The sequence below is a fragment of the Sphingomonas sp. ABOLG genome, from assembly GCF_003950435.1.
Classification (GTDB): Bacteria; Pseudomonadota; Alphaproteobacteria; order Sphingomonadales; family Sphingomonadaceae; genus Sphingomonas; species Sphingomonas panaciterrae.
On record NZ_QQWW01000015.1, the window covers coordinates 75,636 to 93,143 of the forward strand.

The window sequence follows — 17,508 nt, forward strand, 5'->3', positions numbered from 1 at the left end:
GCAGTCTGCTGCCGAATACATGACCTCGATCAGTCACTTATGATGAAGCAGCCGGGCGCTTTGGTGGTACGATCCCATCGGGCTTAGGGATGTGACCCTGCGCCAAAAGGCGCAGGGGAATGTCGGCCGATGGAAATGCCAGATCGAAATGGCGCTAGCGCCGACGACCTGACGACCCAGCAAAACATGGACGCCTTCCTCTCCGGTTGCGCCGCCCATGCAGACGGCGCGCTTTCACCGCCTGTCCTTTTGGACACGGAACCGCGGAGCAGGATAGCTGGCATCGCGGCTATCGTTTGAGCCGGCTGAAGGCCCTGGCTTCAGACTAGGCTGCTTTAGATTAGGCTGCTTCAGACTAGGCTGGCGTGAGCGATCCACCGATTGCCTTGGGGCAGGCGGGTCTGGAGCCCGCGACCACCCGCAACTTTGACAGGCTGTCGACGACCTGGTGAGCGGCGAAGGGGAGGGTCAGAACGGCTGCATATGGAAATGGGGGCTCACGACGACGCTGGTCCTTCCTCACCAGCAGCACGGGAGCATCAAGATCGGCCAGCGCCCGCGCCAGGCATGTTTCCGCAACGCCAAATATCGTCGCACTCACCAATATGGCGTTCGGTTTCACCCTGAGCCGCTGGATCAAGCGTGCACCTTCGTCAGCGTTCCGCGCCGGCCCGATGATCTGCGCGCCTGCGCTTGCGACGGTCTCCCCAACATAGTTGGCAAGGAATGAATCGTCCTCGATCTGAACGATGAGCTGGCCGGCAAGCGGCTTGGTTACCCCGGGCATCGCCCTATTTCTCCCACGGACGTAAATAGCGTGGATCAAACTGTCCGGCCCGGCGCAGTCCTCCTTCATCCACGATCCACAAAGTCTTGTTTGTCAACGCGATCAGCCCTTCGTGTCGCAGCCGCCTGAGCACGCGGTTGACGTGTACCGAGGTCAGGCCGAGCGCGTCTCCGATGTGCTCCTGCGTGATCGGCAGGGGCATGTCATTGTCGGTCGCCAGCCCGATCTGCCTGCCGCGTGTGATCAGTTCGCATAGAAGGTGCGCCATCGCATGATAGGCGTCATCCGAAATGGTAAGCCACTTGCGCAGGGTCGCCGCCTCGATCAGCGACGCGCGCCACAATGCCGCGTTGATACCAGGGTGACGCGTGGCGAGGTCCGCGATCACTTCCCCCGGGATCCAGCCGATCTTGCAATCGGTCAGCGCAATCAGATCATGCTCGAACGTTGATCCACAAGCCGCGTGGAGCCCGCAAAGGTCACCCGGGAGCAGAATAGCGGTTATGCGGCGAGATCCGTTCATCCGTACAGCCGCCCGGGCCGCCCACCCGTTGAGGACAAGGTAGAGCTGGTTAGGCGCGACGCCGTCTTTCAGGATCACGCCACCGTGCGCAGTGGCGACCGGTTCGACGTGGACAGCGTCGACCGCCTCGATTTCCTCCGGCGTCAGATCTGACAGTGTCCTCATCCGCCGGCTCAACATCGTGCCGACCTTGTCACGACACGGAGGGGGAGTGAATTGAAGTGGGTTAGGAAAACGGCGGATTCACGAGAACGGGATCGGCCGGCGGCCGGTGAAACATGCGCGCGAAAGCCCGGTCAGCCGTCAGCCTTGTCTGCACAGCACCCTGGCGCCTCGTCGGTTCTTGCGCGCCGGGCTCATTCGGCTGTGGTCCAGGCGAGACAGCCGGCACCAACCAGCGATGAGCTCACGAACAGCGCCCCCCGCGGATAGAGCGTGTCGACGCGCGCAGGGTCGTTCCAACGCACCGCCCACAGGCCGCGCGATTGCCACAGCACGCTGCCGTTTGCGGCGCGGATGGCGTTGACCGCTGCGCCCTGGCTGGTGCCCGGTCCGAACAGCACGATCATGGTCTCGCTGCCCGCCGGTGCGCGTGCCGCCCAGGCGCCGCAAATCAGCGCCGTGGCGGTAAGGCCAAGCGCTGCGATGCCGCCGCGCGGCCCGCTGCCACCGTCGTTGCCGCCGCCGCCACGATACAGCAGCCGCCCCGCGACGATCGGGATGATCCCGAAGGCGACGAACCAGCCCAGGTCCCAGGCGAGCGGATTGGCACTGTCCAGCTTGATCCGGTGAATGCCGAGAACCCAGTGCGATACGATGCCGTCAGCGACGTGCCACACGCCCGCGCCGATCAGCGCCGCCGCGAGCAGGCGCCTGCCGCTTCCCGGGCGAGCGAGGCTGCGGCGCGTTCGGAACAGCGCCACGAGGCCGATCGCCGCGACGGCATACATCAGCGCATGAAACAGGCCGTCGAACAATATCTGGTCGGTGACGCCGTCCACCAGGCTGAGCAGATGATGCCATTGCAGGATCTGGTGGAGCAGGATGCCGTCGAAGAACCCGCCCAGCGCGAAGCCGATCAGATAGCCGGACCATGGCAGGCTGGTGGCGGCGCGCGCCATGTCAGCGCACCGGCCGCGGGCGGCGGCCTTGCTGGCCTTCCAGCGCCTGCGTCGTCGGTCCGAGGCGGCCGGCATCGACGAGGCGCTTCACCTCGGCGAGGATGGCGGGCGCGGGATCATTCATGGGCGGCGGCATCGCGCTGGACGCACAGGCCGATGGCCGCGATGCGATCAACGCCGGCGTAGGGTTCCTTTTCGAGTTCGTCCCCGAAGATGTCGGGATCGAGCAGGCGGTAATCGTAGCGATAGCCCGTCGCCGGCATTGCCTCACGCAGCGCCTCGCGCACCACGTCGCGCCCGGCCACGATCGACACGCCGGTGTGCATGACGAAGCGGCCGCCGGGCGCCAGCTTCTCGATCGCCATCAGCGTCCAGTCGAGGGAGAGTTTGCCGCCGTACAGGTCGCCCCCGTCGCGATAGGCGCGGCGATCGGGGTCGATCATGAAGGGCGGGTGGGTGACGATCAGGTCGAAGCGGCCGTCGACTTCCGCCGGGGTGCCGGCGAGTGCGGTGCGGTGGTCGATTGCGGCAAAGGTGGCGTTCACCGACGCGAGCGATAGCGCCTTCGGGTTGATGTCCGCCAGCGTCAACGTGGCATTGCCGTGCAGCGATGCGGCGATGATCCCGCCTACGCCGGCGCCGGCGCCGTAATCGAGGATCCGCGCGTCGCTGGGCAGGCCGGCGAGGTTGCGCGAGATATAGTCGGCAAAGCGATAGCTGTCGGGGCCGAGGAAGACCGAATCCCGCTCGCTGGTCGGGTAGCTGGAATGCACGAACAGGCGGCCGAGCACGTTCGACACGCGCACCTTGGCGACCAGCAGTCCGTCGCGGCGACGTGTCAGCAGCCCGGCCGCGTCGAGTGCATCGACGATGGCGTGCGGAAGGTCGTCCCGCCGGCACGGCAGCGACCAGCCGAGCAGGTCCGCCACGGTGGTGCCGACCTGTCGGTCGGCCCGTGACAGGACGCGGGCTTGCGATGCCGGTGTCGGTGCGATGAAGTCATAGTGGATGGAGCGCAGATGCTCCAGAAGTTCAAGCAACGCGGTGCGCGGCGCATCGTCAAGAACACCCGCGCTGTGGTTTTGGTCATTGATCGCCGACTCATTTACATAGATCAAGTTCATGTTTTCAGGCCGGAAGTTTCCTGTTCGGGACCAACAGGACGGGCGCGCCTTCGTTCCGGTACATTAACACTGATCTCCATCAGCATGACGGAAAGACAGGCAGGTCGGGGAAACATAAATCATAGAGACTAGTGTATGTTGCACTAGGTTGGCGACTGACCAAGTAAACGAAGGGACAGGAAAACAAGCAAGACGCACTTGATAACTTGGATTGCAATACGGGAACCTGCGTGGACAATAATGTTTGTTCCCCGGACAGATGCCGCGGTGAAAGCCGGCGTTCAGGCTTAAGAAGACGCACCGGGCAAGGGAGGCATCCGCGCCATGAAGGCTGCACTGAAGACCGCCGAAGGCACGTTTGCTTTGACCGAGGTGAAACGCCCAATCATCCCGGCGCCCAACTTCGTATTGGCCCGCGTTCGCGTGGCAGGAATCTGCGGGACGGACCTGCGCCACTGGAAGAAGCACGATCCCGCGCTGGAATGCCATATCATGGGGCATGAGCTGGCGGGTGAAGTCGTCGAGGTGGGCGCGGACGTCAGCAACGTGAAGCCAGGCGACCGCGTCGTCATCGAGACGGTGATGGGCGACGGCGTCTGCGAATACTGCCGCGTACAGCGCTACAACATCTGCGAGCACCTGTATGACGTGCGCACCAGGTACGTCTCGCGCGCCTATGCCGAATATGTGTCGGGACCGGCGGAGAAATTCTACCCGCTCCCCGATCATGTCAGCTTCGAGGAAGCATCGTTGATCGATACCTTCTTGGTGTGCCTGCATGCGCAGCATCTCTCGGGACTGGGCATCAACGACAAGGTCGCGGTGATCGGCGCCGGGCCGATCGGTCTCGGGCAGATGATGCTCGCCAAGGCGAGCGGGGCGGACGTGATCATCTGCGACAAGGTGGCGAGTTCGCTGGACTTGGCACGCGAGCTTGGGGCGGATGCGGTCGTTGATAGTGGCCGCGAGGATGCGGTCGAGCGCGTCAGGGCTTTCACCGGTGGCAAGGGGGCGGACATCGTCTTCGAATGTGCAGGCGGCGACGCCATGCCGACGACCTTGCCGCAGGCAACGAAGATGGTGCGCCGCGCGGGCAAGGTGGTGATCGTCGGCGGCTTCGACGCTGGCGAGACGAGCATCCCGCTGGAATGGCAGCGGCTGCAGATGAGCGAGATTCAGCTGATCCTCAGCGCCAGCTTCGCTATGCACGATATCTATCGCGAACAGGGCATGGTGCTGGATCTGATCGCCAAGGGGCGCATCGACGTAAAAAGGATGATCACCCACCGTTTCCCGCTGGATCGCATCAACGAGGCATTCGACACGGCACAGCGCAAGGAGGAGACCGGGGCGGTGTTCGTCGCCATCACGATCTGAGCGCACCGGGAAAGTAATCGCGTGCGGCCGAGGTGAAGCCTGGCGCACCGGTTTCAAGCACGGGCGTCGTGTTCATTCGATCTTTCCCCGGTCCTTAGATCGTCCTCCACACCTCACTGTAACCCGCCCCTCGGCCGCTCGTTCAGCGAAACGACATGACGCCTGCGTTACGATCCCTCATGCCGATCCGCCTTTCCCCGCTCTCGCTCTGCCTCGTCACTGCCCTTGCCGCCGGATCGCTGCCCGCCGCCGCGCAGGTGATCGGCGCGCCGCCGGCGATCCGCACCATCGACATCCCGCCCTCGCGCATCGCGCCGCCGGAGGCCGCGCCGCAGGAAGCAGAAGCCTTCCCAGAGGCGCAGCCCGCCGCGGTCGAGACCCCGCGCGCCGGCGGACTGGTGCTCGACCTGCCGCGCACCGGTGCCTCGGACACGCGCGTGCCGCCGCCGCCCACCGCCCCCAGCGCCGAACAGCTCGCGATGGAGGCGATCGCTGCGGCCGAGGCGGAGAAGCTGCGCCAGGTGAACAGCGCGCAGCTTTCCGCCGCGCAGGCGCAGCTTGACCGGATCGCCGCCGACAAGGCCGCGCAGCAGGAGCGGCTGGCCCGTTATCGCACGGAGGCCGCCGCCCATGCCGCGGCAATGTCGGACTATGCGGCGCAGCTCGCGGCCGCCCGTGCCGACCGCGAACGGTGGGAGGCGGATGTCGCTGCCTGCCGCGCCGGCGACCGGCTGCGCTGCGGCGTCACCGACGGCCGCCGCTAGGGCGCTCACCGCAACGCGGCCGGCTCAATAGGCCCAGTCGAGCTGCACCCACGTCTTGTCGGTGTCGGTCGCGAACGTATCGGCGCGGTAGCGTGCGTGGCGCAGTGAGAAGAGCGCGCGGCGCACCTTCACGCTGGCGATGAGGTCAATTTCCGTCCCGTAGCGCTGCCCCAGCCGGTCGCTGCGAAAGCGATGCCACGTGCCCGACAGCGAGATCGCATCCGCGCCCAGCACGTCCTTCACGCCATAGCCGCCGCCAACATACAGGTCGCGCACGCCATTGGGCGGCGTGGTCAGGAACTTGTCGGCCCAGCCCTGGAACTTGAAATTGGTGCCGAGCGGCGTCTGGAAGCTGGTGAAGGCCACGCCGTCGTCGGCGCCGAGCACTTCATAGCCCAGGTTGAGCGACCAGCCCGATAGCGAGAGCGTCGCATCGGCGAGATAGTAATTGGCGGCATAGCGATTGGGGTTGCGGTGCCAGTCGCTTTGCCGCGCATAGCTCAATTGCCAGGCAAGCTTCGCCGCCTGCGTCAGGGCGGTCGATCCCGCCAGCCGCGCGCCATAGCTCTGGCTGGACAGGCGATAGCCCTGCACCGCCGCCTCGTCCTGATCGACCAGATAGGCAAAGCCGGTGAGCGTGCCGACCGGCGTCGCATAGGAGAGGTTGGCGAACACATTGTCGCCGCCGATGCTGGGCTGGCGCGCGCCGGTGCCGTTGATCCCCCAGATGGTCCGCACGTTCCAGGCATAGGTCACGTCGAGCTTCAGCTTGGCCAGCGGCGTCAGCACCGTGCGCACCGCGTCGAACGTCTGCGCATTGTCGCGGAAGCCGACATTGCCGACGAAGCGTTCGTCGTCGAGCGCGATGACCTGCCGACCCGCCGTCACCGACACGGCATCGTCCTGGTAGCGAAGCTGCGCGCGGTAGAGCGCGATGTTCTGCGGATCGGCGATCAGCGGGCGGTTGGCGAGCCCGGTCACGCCGTCATAATAACGGTCGATCGCGGCCAGCGTGCCCTGCGCCTCGACCAGCGCGCTGAACGGGCCGCGGGTCGCCTCCACGCCGGTGCGCAGGCGGAAGGTGAGCGCGTCGGCATCGCGCGGCTGCCCGTCCTCATCGACATGTTCGTAGCGCACCCGCGCATCGACCAGCGGCTTCATCTCGACCTGCTGAGCGGTGGCCGGCGCGGCGGCGGCCAGCGTGCAGGCGGCCAGCGTGGGCGGAACGAGGGCGGCAATCGATCCGGGGATGTGCTTCACGGCAAACTCCTCGATCGGGCAGGGAAGCGGATCGCACCGCGCCGCCCCGGCGCGGGAACGGGGCGGGAGCGGGTGGGGGGCCTTCAGATGATGAGATAGCCGGTGACGACCAGGCAGATCGCCAGGACGATCAGCCAGATCACCGGCCAGCCTTCGCCCTCCCCCTCGGTCGCCGATGCGGTGTCGATCGGCGCCGGCGAACTCGTCTGGGTATCATATTGGGTTTCGGTGCCCCGCTTCATCGCGGGGTTGATCTGATTCTTGGGGGTGTCAGCCATGGGTCGCTCCGGCCTGATGAGTGTCCGAATGGGCGCGGCAGGCAGGCGCGGTCAGCCGCCAGTGGACCATCGCCGCAAGGCAGGTGGTGCCGGGGTCCTGGCTGTCGCGAAGCCCGGACATCAGCGTTGCCCAATCCTCCTCGCCCGCCAGCCGGGTGAAATCGGCGATCGCCATGCGCGCATAGCCCGACATGCTGATCCCCAGCCGCCCGGCCGCGTCGGCGGCCTCCCCGGCGAGCGCCGGATCGGTACGGCCGAGCCATTGTTCGAGCCCGGCCGACGAGCGGCGCGCGGCGGCGAGCGTGTCGCCCAACGTCGGCATCAGTCCGCGCCGATCCTGATGCCCTCGACATTCCCGCGCTCGGCAAGCGCGGAGATGTAGCGGGCCGAGGCCATGGTCCAGCTGCGCGCCTCCAGCATCTCGGCGATCTTCGGCTGTACCACCTCGAACGGCAGGACCTGCCCCGGCACACGGCGATGCAGCCGCAGCACGTGCCAGCCGAAGCGCGATCGCACCGGGCGCGGCGTGATCGTTCCGCCGGCCAGCCGCTCCAGCGCCTCGTGCACTTCGCTGACCAGTTCACCGCGCCGCACCTGGCCCAATGACCCGTCCTGCTGCGCCGACGGGCAGGTGGAACAGGCGCGCGCGGCGACGGCGAAGGCGGTCGGATCATTGCCCACCGTCTGCGCGATCTCGAACGCGCGCCGCTCCGCCGCGGTCCAGGCGGCGGCATCGTCGCCCTCCGGCTCGATCAGGATGTGCGCGGCGTCGAACAGGTCGGGGGTACGCAGCCGCTGGCGGTTGGCGGCATAATAGCGCCGGCATTCGGCCTCGTCGGGAAGCTCCGGGCGGACCGCCTGTTCCAGCACGCCGCGGATCAGCGCATCCTCCTCCGGCTCGACGCGGCCGGCCTCATCCTCCTCGGGTTCGGCGACCAGATCGAGCCGGCGCGCCTCCTGCAGCAGCAATTCGCGCACCGCCAGCGCGCGCGCCGCCTCGGTCCAGGCGGTTTCCATGTCGGGCGCGGGGTGATGCTGGATTTCCTGGGCGATGCTCTCGGGATCGATCTCCACGCCATTGACCCGCACGTCGCCGAAGCTGGGCGGCGGGGGGAGGAGGGGTTCGGCCCCGCCGCACCCGCCGCTGGCACAGGCCGACGGCATCGCCGTGCGGGGGGTGAGATCGAGCGTGTCTGCCTGCCGTGTCATATCGCCTGGCTCTCCTCGGCCTGCTGACGAAGCATCGTGTCGCCGCCATAGCTCGCCGCGCCGCCCGCGGGCCCGCGGGTGGGCGAGAGATAGCGTTTACCGATCGGCATCCGCGACCGGACGATCTGATAGCCGGGGCGGAACAGGAACCAGACCGGCGCGCTCCAGATATGCACCAGCCGGGTGAACGGCGTGATGAGGAACAGCGTCAGCCCCAGGATGATGTGCAGCTTGTAGACCAGCGCCACGTCGGCGATTTCCTCCGGCGCGCCGGGGTTCAGCGTCAGGATGCCGTTTGCCCAGTTCATGAACCGAAGCATCTCGCTGCCGTCGAGGTGGCGGATCGTCCAGAAGGTGGTGAGGATGCCCAGCGTCAGCTGGCACCAGATCAGCACCAGCACCGCGATGTCGCCCCAGGACGAACTGCGCCAGATGCGCGGATCGACCAGCCGGCGATGCAGCAGCAGGGTGCAGCCGATATAGGCCATGACCCCGGCGATTCCGCCGACGATCAGCGCGGCGAGCTGCTTGAACTCATGCCCGATCCCCAGCCGGTCGATCACCGTCACCGGGGTCAGCAGCCCGACGAAATGGCCGAACAGCAGGATCAGCAGCCCCATGTGGAACAGGTTCGATCCCAGCACCATCTGGCGGCGGCGCAGGAACTGGCTCGACTGCGATCGCCAGCTGAACTGGCTGGCGTCGAAGCGCAGGATGCTGCCGACGATCAGCACGGTGACGGCGAGATACGGGTACCAGCCGAATGCGAGTTGGTTGATGAACGCGTTCATGCTCCCGTTTCCCTCTTCTGGGCCCGGTTGGAGGCGCGGATCTTGGCGACGACGCCGGTCGGCCCGCCCATGTCGTGCGCGGCGGAGGCCATGAAGCTGACCGGCGCCTCTTCCCATTCCTCGTCGATCTTTGCCGGATCCTCGGACGGCTGCCGTTCCTTGAGCTCCGCCAGCGCGCCGGCATCGGGCTTCACCCCGGCCAGCGCGAGCAGCGCGTGGAAGATGCCCGCATAAGGCGCCTCGCGCTCGTCCAGCCGCTCGGCCAGCGCGGCGAAGACATGCGCCGGCTGGCCCAGGAAGTCGCGCGCCTCGCCGGGCGGCAGGTTGGACGCATATTCCAGGAACACCGGCACGAAATCGGGCAGTTCGCGCGTGTCGAGCAGCAGCCCGCTGGCGGCATATTGCTGCCCCAGGTCAATCATCGCCTGGCCGCGTTCGCGCCCGTCGCCATGGACGTGTTCGAACAGGTGCAGCGACAGCCGGCGCGAACGGTCGAACAGGTCGCTGTAGGTGATCTGCAGGTCGAGCAGATCGTCGTTCGCCATCGCATCGAGCAGCGGCTGGAGCCGCGCCAGCACCGGCTTGCGCAGCGCGCCTTCCTCGCGCAGCAGCGCGCCGATCGCGACGGCATTCTCCTGCAGCTCGGCGGAGGGATAGTCGAGCAGGGCGGCCAGCGCCTTCAGCGTCATCCTCATGTCGGGGCATCCATGTAGCGTTTGCGCGGCGTTCGCTTCGCCCCGCCGAACAGGTTCACCTTGGTCGATCCGTTGCTGTCCTCGCGGAAGCCGAAGCCGCTGCTGCCGCGCAGGACATAGGCGTCCTCCTCCAGCTCGCGGTGGGTGGTCGGGATGACGTAGCGGTCCTCATAGGCGGCCAGCGCCATGATGCGGTACATGTCCTCGACCAGCGCGCGGGTGAGGCCGACGCGCTCGGGGATCGCCTCGTCGATGCGGCCGTCGATCGATTTCGCCCGCATATAGGCGCGCATCGCCAGCATCCGTTCGAGCGCCAGCGCGATCGGTTCCTCCTTCCCCGCGGTCAGCAAATTGGCGAGGTAGCGAAGCGGGATGCGCAGGCTGCGCACGTCGGGCATCCCGTCGCGCGAGGACATCTTGCCAGCCTCCGCCGCCGACTGGATCGGCGACAATGGCGGCACGTACCAGACCATCGGCAGCGTGCGATATTCGGGATGGAGCGGGAAGGCGACGCGCCATTCCACCGCCATCTTGTAGACGGGCGAGCGGGTGGCGGCCTCCAGCCACAATTCGGGCACCCCGTCGCGCCGCGCGGCTTCCTGTACGGCGATGTCGTTGGGATCGAGGAACACGCCAAGCTGCGCCTCGTACAGATCCTGCGGATCCTCGACCGAGGCGGCGGCCTCGATCCGGTCGGCGTCATAGAGGACGACGCCGAGATAGCGGATCCGCCCGACGCAGGTTTCGGAGCAGACGGTGGGCTGCCCCGTCTCGATCCGGGGATAGCAGAAGATGCACTTCTCCGACTTTCCGGTCGACCAATTGTAATAGATCTTCTTGTACGGGCAGCCCGACACGCACATCCGCCAGCCGCGGCATTTTTCCTGATCGATGAGGACAATGCCGTCCTCCGCGCGCTTGTAGATCGCGCCCGACGGGCAGGAGGCGAGGCAGGCCGGGTTGAGGCAATGTTCGCACAGACGCGGCAGGTACATCATGAACGTCTGTTCGAACTGGCCGTAGATCTCCTTTTCAACCCCGTCGAAATTCTGGTCCTGGCTGCGCTTGGCGAATTCGCCGCCAAGCATGTCCTCCCAATTGCCGCTCCATTCGATCTTGTTGAGCGCCTCGCCGGTCAGCAGGGAGCGCGGCCGGGCGGTGGGCTGCGCCTGAAGTTCCGGCGCTGCCTGCAGCCATTCATATTCGAACGTATAGGGTTCGTAGAAATCGTCGATCTCCGGCAAATGCGGATTGGCGAAGATCTTTGACAGGATGCGCCATTTCGATCCCTGGCGAGGCTGGATGCTGCCGTTCTTCTTGCGGATCCAGCCGCCCTTCCAGCGTTTCTGGTTCTCCCAGTCCTTCGGGTAACCGATGCCGGGTTTCGTCTCGACATTGTTGAACCAAGCGTATTCGACGCCCTCGCGGTTGGTCCACACGTTCTTGCACGTGATCGAACAGGTGTGACAGCCGATGCACTTGTCGAGATTGAGCACCATGGCGATTTGTGCGCGGACTTTCATTCTGCGGCCTCCACGCTTGATCCGGTGCCCCAGTCGGCCGTGCCGCCGGTGACATTGGCGGCATCGTCGGCGCGCTTGTCGAACCAGTTCACCTGGCTCATCTTGCGCACGATCACGAATTCGTCGCGGTTCGCGCCGACGGTGCCGTAATAATTGAAGCCATAGGCAAGCTGGGCGTAGCCGCCGATCATGTGCGTCGGCTTCATGTTGATCCGCCTGATGGAGTTATGCACCCCGCCGCGCTGGCCGGTGATTTCGGACCCCACGGTGTTCACCAGTTTTTCCTGCGCGTGATACATGATCGCCGATCCGGGCATGATCCGCTGCGACACGATCGCCCGCGCGGTCACCGCGCCGTTGATGTTGAACACCTCGATCCAGTCATTGTCCTCGATCCCCGCGGCGGTCGCATCATCCTCGCTGATCCACACCGTCGGCCCGCCGCGGCTGAGGCTCAGCAGCAGGAGGTTTTCCGAATAGGTCGAATGGATGCCCCATTTCTGGTGCGGGGTGAGGATGTTGAGCAGGATCTCCTTGTTGCCGTTGGGCAGCCGCCCGACGACGTCATGCACCGTCTTGGTGTCGATCGGCAGGCGCCAGGTGACCAGGCTCTCGCCGAACGCGCGCATCCACTGATGGTCCTGGTACAGCGATTGCCGCCCGGTCAGCGTGCGCCACGGGATGCGTTCGTGGACGTTGGTATAGCCGGCGTTGTAGCAGACCTTCTCGCTTTCCAGCCCCGACCAGATCGGCGAGGAGATGATCTTGCGCGGCTGCGCGGCGACATCGCGGAAGCGGATCTTCTCCTCCTCCTTGCCCTCCGCCAGATGCCGGTGATCGCGCCCGGTGGTATGGCCCAGCGCCTCCCACGCCTTCAGCGCGACTTCGCCATTGGTCTCGGGCGCGAGCATCAGGATCGTCTCGCAGGCGTCGATATCGGTGTTGATCCGCGGCCGCCCCTCGGTCAGCCCGCCGGACACCCGCCCGTTGAGGTTGCCGAGCAGCTCCACCTCGTGCGCCGTGTCCCAGCTGATCCCCTTGCCGCCATTGCCCAGCTTCTCGAGCAGCGGGCCGAGCGCGGTGAAGCGCGCGAACGTTTCGGGATAATTGCGCTCGACGATCTGCACCGAGGGCATCGTTTTGCCGGGGATCGGATCGCATTCGCCCTTCAGCCAGTCCTTCGGCTCATAGGGCTGGCCCAGCTCGCCCGGGCTGTCATGCTGGATCGGTGCCAGCACCACGTCATGCTCGATGCCAAGCACCTCGGGGCAGACCTGCGAGAATTTCTCCGCAATCGAACGGAAGATGTTCCAGTCGCTGCGGCTTTCCCACGCCGGGTCCACCGCCGCGGTCAGCGGGTGGATGAACGGGTGCATGTCCGATGTGTTGAGGTCGTGCTTTTCGTACCAGGTCGCCGTCGGCAGCACGATGTCGGAATACATGCTGGTGGTCGACATGCGGAAATCGATGTTGACCATCAGGTCGAGCTTCCCGACCGGCGCCTCGTCGCGCCACACCACGTCGCGCGGCCGGTCGATCTGCTCGATATCGCTGTCGGTCCCGACGATGCCGTGCAATGATCCGACGAGGTGCTTCAGGAAATATTCGTGGCCCTTGCCGCTCGCGCCCAGCACGTTCGACCGCCAGAAGAACATGTTGCGCGGCCAGTTCTGCGGATTGTCGGGGTCGAGGCTGGCGGGCTTGATGACGCCGGTCTTCCACCCTTCGGCAACGGCATTGCCGGGATCGGCCTTGCTGTCGTGGAGGTGGCGGCCAAGCTCGATCGGGTTCATCTGAAGCTGCGGCGAGGAGGGGAGCCAGCCCATCCGCTCCGCCTTGGCGTTGTAATCCAGCATGCTGCCCGACCAGTCGCCCTCAGGCGCCAGCGGCGACAGGATCTCGGACATGCGCAGCGTCTCGTACCGCCACTGGTCGGTATGCGCGTAGAAGAAGCTGGTGCCGTTCATCTGGCGCGGCGGCCGGGCCCAGTCGAGCGCGAACGCCAGCGGCAGCCAGCCGGTCTGCGGGCGCAATTTCTCCTGCCCGACATAATGCGACCATCCGCCGCCCGACTGGCCGACGCAGCCGCACATCACGAGCAACGCGATGATCCCGCGATAGCTCATGTCCATATGGTACCAATGGTTGAGCCCGGCGCCCAGGATCACCATCGAGCGGCCATGTGTCGCCTCGGCATTGGCGGCGAATTCGCGCGCCACCTGGATGATCGCCTGGCGCGGCACGCCCGTCACCTTTTCCGCCCAGGCGGGGGTGAAGGGCACGTCGTCGTCGAAGCTCGATCCGACGTTGCCGCCGCCAAAGCCGCGGTCGACGCCGTAATTGCCGCACATCAGGTCGAACACGGTGGTCACCGCCGCGCTGCTGCCATCGGCCAGCGTGATGCGCCGCACCGGCAGGTTGCGCAGCAGCACCTCGTCATGGCTGGTGGCGACGAAATCGTGCGGCGCGGTGGAGCCGAAATAGGGGAAGGCGACCGGCTCGACACCATCATTGTGCGCCGCCAGCGTGGTGCGCAGCCGCACCTCGTTGCCGTCGGCGTCCTTCTCCTCGAGGTTCCACTTGCCGACCTCGCCCCAGCGGAAACCGATGGTGCCGCGCGGCGCGACCAGTTCGCCGTCCGCGTCATTGATCGCGACCGGCTTCCAGTCGGTGTTGTTGAGCTCGCCCAGCGCGCCGTCGAGATCGGCCGCGCGCAGCAGGCGATCGGGCACCAGCCGCCCGTCGCGCTCGACCAGCCGGACGAGGAACGGGAAGTCGGAATATTGCCGCGTGTAATCGGCGAAATATTCGACCTGCCGATCGACGTAGAATTCCTTCAGCACGACATGGCCAAGCGCCAGCGCGAGCGCGGCATCGGTCCCCTGTTTGGGGTGGAGCCACATGTCGGAGAATTTCGCCGCCTCGTTATAATCGGGCGCGATGACGACGCTCTTGGCGCCGCGATAGCGAACCTCCGAATAGAAATGCGCGTCGGGCGCGCGGGTCATCGGAATGTTCGATCCCCATACCAGCAGGAATCCGGCATTGTACCAGTCGGCGCTTTCGGGAACGTCGGTCTGCTCGCCCCAGGTCTGCGGCGACGACGGCGGCAGATCGCAATACCAGTCGTAGAAACTGAGCAGCGTGCCCCCGATCAGCGACAGATAGCGGCTGCCCGCGGCATAGGAGATCATCGACATCGCCGGGATCGGGGAAAATCCCGCCACCCGGTCGGGGCCATATTCCTTGATCGTATAGGCGTTGGCCGCAGCGATGATCTCGGTCGCCTCGTCCCAGCCGATGCGGACGAAGCCGCCGCGCCCGCGCTTCGACACCCAATCGCGCCGCTTGTCGCTGTCCTGCACGATCGATTGCCACGCCGCGACCGGCGGCAGCGACTTTCTCGCCTCGCGCCAGTGGCGGATCAGCCGCGCGCGGACGAGCGGATATTTGATCCGCGTGCCGGAATAGAGATACCAGCTGTAGCTGGCACCCCGCGGGCAGCCGCGCGGTTCGTGATTGGGCAGGTCCGGGCGGGTGCGCGGATAATCGGTCTGCTGCGTTTCCCAGGTGACGATCCCGCCCTTGACGTAGATCTTCCACGAACACGATCCGGTGCAGTTCACGCCATGCGTCGACCGCACGATCTTGTCCGCCGCCCAGCGCTTGCGATACGCATCCTCCCACGCGCGCGTCTCATCGGTGGTGATGCCGAGACCGTCGGAAAACTTGCCCTGCTCGCGGCGGAAGAACGTCAGGCGATCGAGGAAATGGCTCATGAATAGGCTCCGCTGGTCAGGTCGCGCTTGCCAGCGCCGGAAGGGGGGGCGCCGAGGCGGGGGCGCGACCCGAACATGCCGCGCGGCCCGGTGTATGCGACCCAGGTCAGGGCCGCGCAGCTGAGGTAGAAGGCGAAGAACGCCCACAAGGCGCCGTCGGCAGACCCGGTGCTGCTGATCGACCAGCCGTAACCCTTGGGGATGTAGAAGGCGCCATAGGCCGCGATCGCCGAGATGAAGCCGACGATCGCCGCCGATTCACGATCGGCGTGCAGCCGCCGCTCCTCGACGGGCATGTCGGCATGTTCCACGTCGAACACGCGGCGCATGATCGCGGGCACCATCTGGAAGGTGGAGGCATTGCCGACGCCGCTGACGAAGAACAGCAGCAGCACCATGCCGAAGAAGCCGGCGAAGCTGCGCGCGTCGAGCGACCAGATCATGCCGATGATCGAGGCGGCCTGGACCAGGAACACCCAGAAGCTGACCTTCGCGCCGCCGATCCGGTCCGACAGGCCGCCGCTGCCCGCCCGCGCCAGCGCGCCGACCCGCGGGCCGAGGAAGGCGTAGTGCAGCGCCTCGACCTCCGGGAACACCAGCTTGGAGAGCAGCGGGAAGCCCGCCGACATGCCGATGAACGTCCCGAACGTGCCGGTGTAGAGCCAGCACATGATCCAATTGTCGCGCCTGCCGAAAATCGTGGCCTGGTCGGCGAAGGAGGATTTGGCGCTGAGGATGTCGTTCATCCCGAACCAGGCGAGCACCGCGCCCAGCATCACCGGCGGCACCCAGATGAAGCCCGCATTCTGCAGCCACAGCAAAGTCCCGTCGCTCGCCACCTGCGCCTGCCCGCCAAGCGCGCCGAACAGCCCCATAGTGATCGCCACCGGCACGACGAGCTGCATCACGCTGACGCCAAGGTTGCCGATGCCCGAATTGATCGCCAGCGCGCGGCCTTTCTCGGCCGCCGGGTAGAAGAAACTGATGTTGGCGACCGAGGAGGCGAAATTGCCGCCGCCAAAGCCGCACAGCAGCGCCAGCACGAGGAAGATGAAGAACGGCGTCCCGGGGTTCTGCACGGCATAGCCGATGCCGAACGCGGGGATCAGCAGCGACGCGGTCGACAGCGTGGTCCACAGCCGCCCGCCGAAGATCGGCACGAGGAAGGCGTAGAAGATGCGCAGGGTCGCGCCCGAAATGCCGGGCACCGCGGCGAGCCAGAACAATTGGTCGGTGGTGAAGGTGTAACCGATGCTGGGCAGCCGCGCGACGACGACGCTCCACACCATCCACACCGCAAAGGAGAGGAGCAGGCAGTAAGTGGAGATCCACAGGTTGCGCCTGGCAATCGGGCGGCCGGTCGCCTCCCAGAAGTCGGGATCCTCCGGCCGCCATTCGGCGATCGGCCCGGCGCGCATCGCCGCGCGACGGGCCTCCGGTTCCCCCATGCCGCGAAACTCGGGCAGCTCGGGACTTTGCGGCACGTGCGCCGCCGCCGACGCCTCGCGCTCCATGTGCTGGATCGCGCCATGCATCCAGAGCAGCGAGACGAGCACGATCAGGAACAGCAGGGCAAAGCTGCTCGTCCAGATCCCGGTCAGGTCGAGCAGCGCGCCAAAGGCCAGCGGCAGGACGAAGCCGCCGAGGCCGCCGATCATCCCGACCAGGCCACCGACCGCGCCGACGTGATTGGGGTAATAGACCGGGATGTGCTTGTAGACCGCCGCCTTGCCCAGGCTCATGAAGAAGCCGAGCACGAAGATGATGATCAGGAACGGCACCAGCCCCATCGAGGTGCTGAAGGTGATCGGGCCGTTCACCCCCTCGATGACGTAGCTGGTCGGCGGATAGGACAGCAGGAACGTGCACAGCACCGAGACGATGAAGGTGGCGTACATCACCTTGCGCGCGCCGTAGCGATCCGACAGCGAGCCGCCATAGATGCGGAACAGGCTGGCCGGCACCGAATAAAAGGCCGCGAGCATCCCGGCGGTGCGGATGTCGAGGCCATAGACCCCGATCAGGTAGCGCGGCAGCCACATCGCCAGCGCGACGAACCCGCCGAACACGAAGAAATAATAAAGCGAGAACCGCCACACCTGGACGTTGCGCAGCACCTTCAGCTGGCTCGCCATGCTCTCGGCCTTCTGGAGGGCATCGCGTGGAAGGTACGCCAGACAACGCTAAGCGAGAACATTTCAAGAACCGCATGATGGCCGTTACCGCCGGAGGTCGCTAAGCCCCAGTTCTTCCCACATCCATGTAAAGTCATAGGTG

16 protein-coding genes are annotated in these 17,508 nt (G+C 66.0%); 2 read left to right on the plus strand and 14 right to left on the minus strand.

Features of this window, described 5'->3' with window-relative positions; all coding sequences use genetic code 11:
* Nucleotides 1–355 precede the first annotated feature (355 nt).
* The 5 genes from CA236_RS15390 to CA236_RS15405 form a co-directional block, all read right to left on the minus strand.
* On the minus strand, nt 356–787 hold the full coding sequence (locus CA236_RS15390) for a hypothetical protein (RefSeq protein ID WP_046407670.1): 432 nt from the start codon (nt 785–787) through the stop codon (nt 356–358).
* Nucleotides 788–791: 4 nt separating this feature from the next.
* On the minus strand, nt 792–1,490 hold the full coding sequence (locus tag CA236_RS15395; RefSeq protein ID WP_125946250.1) for a Crp/Fnr family transcriptional regulator: 699 nt from the start codon (nt 1,488–1,490) through the stop codon (nt 792–794).
* A 176-nt stretch (nt 1,491–1,666) separates the two neighbouring features.
* Complete coding sequence (locus tag CA236_RS15400) at nt 1,667–2,431, minus strand: DUF2243 domain-containing protein (protein ID WP_125946251.1); 765 nt, start codon at nt 2,429–2,431, stop codon at nt 1,667–1,669.
* Nucleotide 2,432: 1 nt separating this feature from the next.
* Complete coding sequence (locus CA236_RS19295; protein WP_269430557.1) at nt 2,433–2,555, minus strand: hypothetical protein; 123 nt, start codon at nt 2,553–2,555, stop codon at nt 2,433–2,435.
* Complete coding sequence (locus tag CA236_RS15405; RefSeq protein WP_125946252.1) at nt 2,548–3,555, minus strand: methyltransferase; 1,008 nt, start codon at nt 3,553–3,555, stop codon at nt 2,548–2,550. Before CA236_RS15405 ends, CA236_RS19295 begins: the two co-directional genes overlap by 8 nt.
* Nucleotides 3,556–3,879: 324 nt before the next feature.
* On the opposite strand from CA236_RS15405, the gene CA236_RS15410 reads away from it, so the two are divergent.
* Nucleotides 3,880–4,932, plus strand: coding sequence for a zinc-binding dehydrogenase (locus CA236_RS15410; protein ID WP_125946253.1), 1,053 nt, complete (start codon nt 3,880–3,882; stop codon nt 4,930–4,932).
* A 179-nt stretch (nt 4,933–5,111) separates the two neighbouring features.
* A complete protein-coding gene (locus CA236_RS15415; protein WP_046407677.1) occupies nt 5,112–5,696 on the plus strand; it encodes a hypothetical protein in 585 nt (194 codons plus the stop codon).
* A 24-nt stretch (nt 5,697–5,720) separates the two neighbouring features.
* Here CA236_RS15415 and CA236_RS15420 read toward each other — a convergent pair whose 3' ends face one another.
* From CA236_RS15420 to CA236_RS15460, 9 genes are all read right to left on the minus strand, one after another.
* On the minus strand, nt 5,721–6,857 hold the full coding sequence (locus tag CA236_RS15420) for a hypothetical protein (protein WP_241212699.1): 1,137 nt from the start codon (nt 6,855–6,857) through the stop codon (nt 5,721–5,723).
* Between the two features lie 182 nt (nt 6,858–7,039).
* Entirely contained in the window at nt 7,040–7,234 is a 195-nt protein-coding gene (locus CA236_RS15425; RefSeq protein ID WP_046407679.1) for a hypothetical protein, read from the minus strand.
* Complete coding sequence (locus tag CA236_RS15430; protein WP_125946254.1) at nt 7,227–7,556, minus strand: hypothetical protein; 330 nt, start codon at nt 7,554–7,556, stop codon at nt 7,227–7,229. The genes CA236_RS15425 and CA236_RS15430 overlap by 8 nt, the downstream gene beginning before the upstream one ends.
* Nucleotides 7,556–8,443, minus strand: coding sequence for a peptidylprolyl isomerase (locus tag CA236_RS15435; protein ID WP_125946255.1), 888 nt, complete (start codon nt 8,441–8,443; stop codon nt 7,556–7,558). The genes CA236_RS15430 and CA236_RS15435 overlap by 1 nt, the downstream gene beginning before the upstream one ends.
* Entirely contained in the window at nt 8,440–9,234 is a 795-nt protein-coding gene (narI, locus tag CA236_RS15440) for a respiratory nitrate reductase subunit gamma (RefSeq protein ID WP_125946256.1), read from the minus strand. Before narI ends, CA236_RS15435 begins: the two co-directional genes overlap by 4 nt.
* A complete protein-coding gene (narJ, locus tag CA236_RS15445) occupies nt 9,231–9,929 on the minus strand; it encodes a nitrate reductase molybdenum cofactor assembly chaperone (RefSeq protein ID WP_125946257.1) in 699 nt (232 codons plus the stop codon). Before narJ ends, narI begins: the two co-directional genes overlap by 4 nt.
* Nucleotides 9,926–11,452, minus strand: coding sequence for a nitrate reductase subunit beta (gene narH, locus CA236_RS15450; protein ID WP_125946258.1), 1,527 nt, complete (start codon nt 11,450–11,452; stop codon nt 9,926–9,928). Before narH ends, narJ begins: the two co-directional genes overlap by 4 nt.
* Nucleotides 11,449–15,231, minus strand: coding sequence for a nitrate reductase subunit alpha (locus CA236_RS15455; RefSeq protein ID WP_125946259.1), 3,783 nt, complete (start codon nt 15,229–15,231; stop codon nt 11,449–11,451). The genes narH and CA236_RS15455 overlap by 4 nt, the downstream gene beginning before the upstream one ends.
* Nucleotides 15,228–17,366 carry an MFS transporter gene (locus CA236_RS15460; protein WP_125946260.1) on the minus strand — a complete coding sequence of 713 codons (2,139 nt, stop codon included), beginning with the start codon at nt 17,364–17,366 and terminating at the stop codon, nt 15,228–15,230. The genes CA236_RS15455 and CA236_RS15460 overlap by 4 nt, the downstream gene beginning before the upstream one ends.
* Between the last annotated feature and the right edge of the window lie 142 nt (nt 17,367–17,508).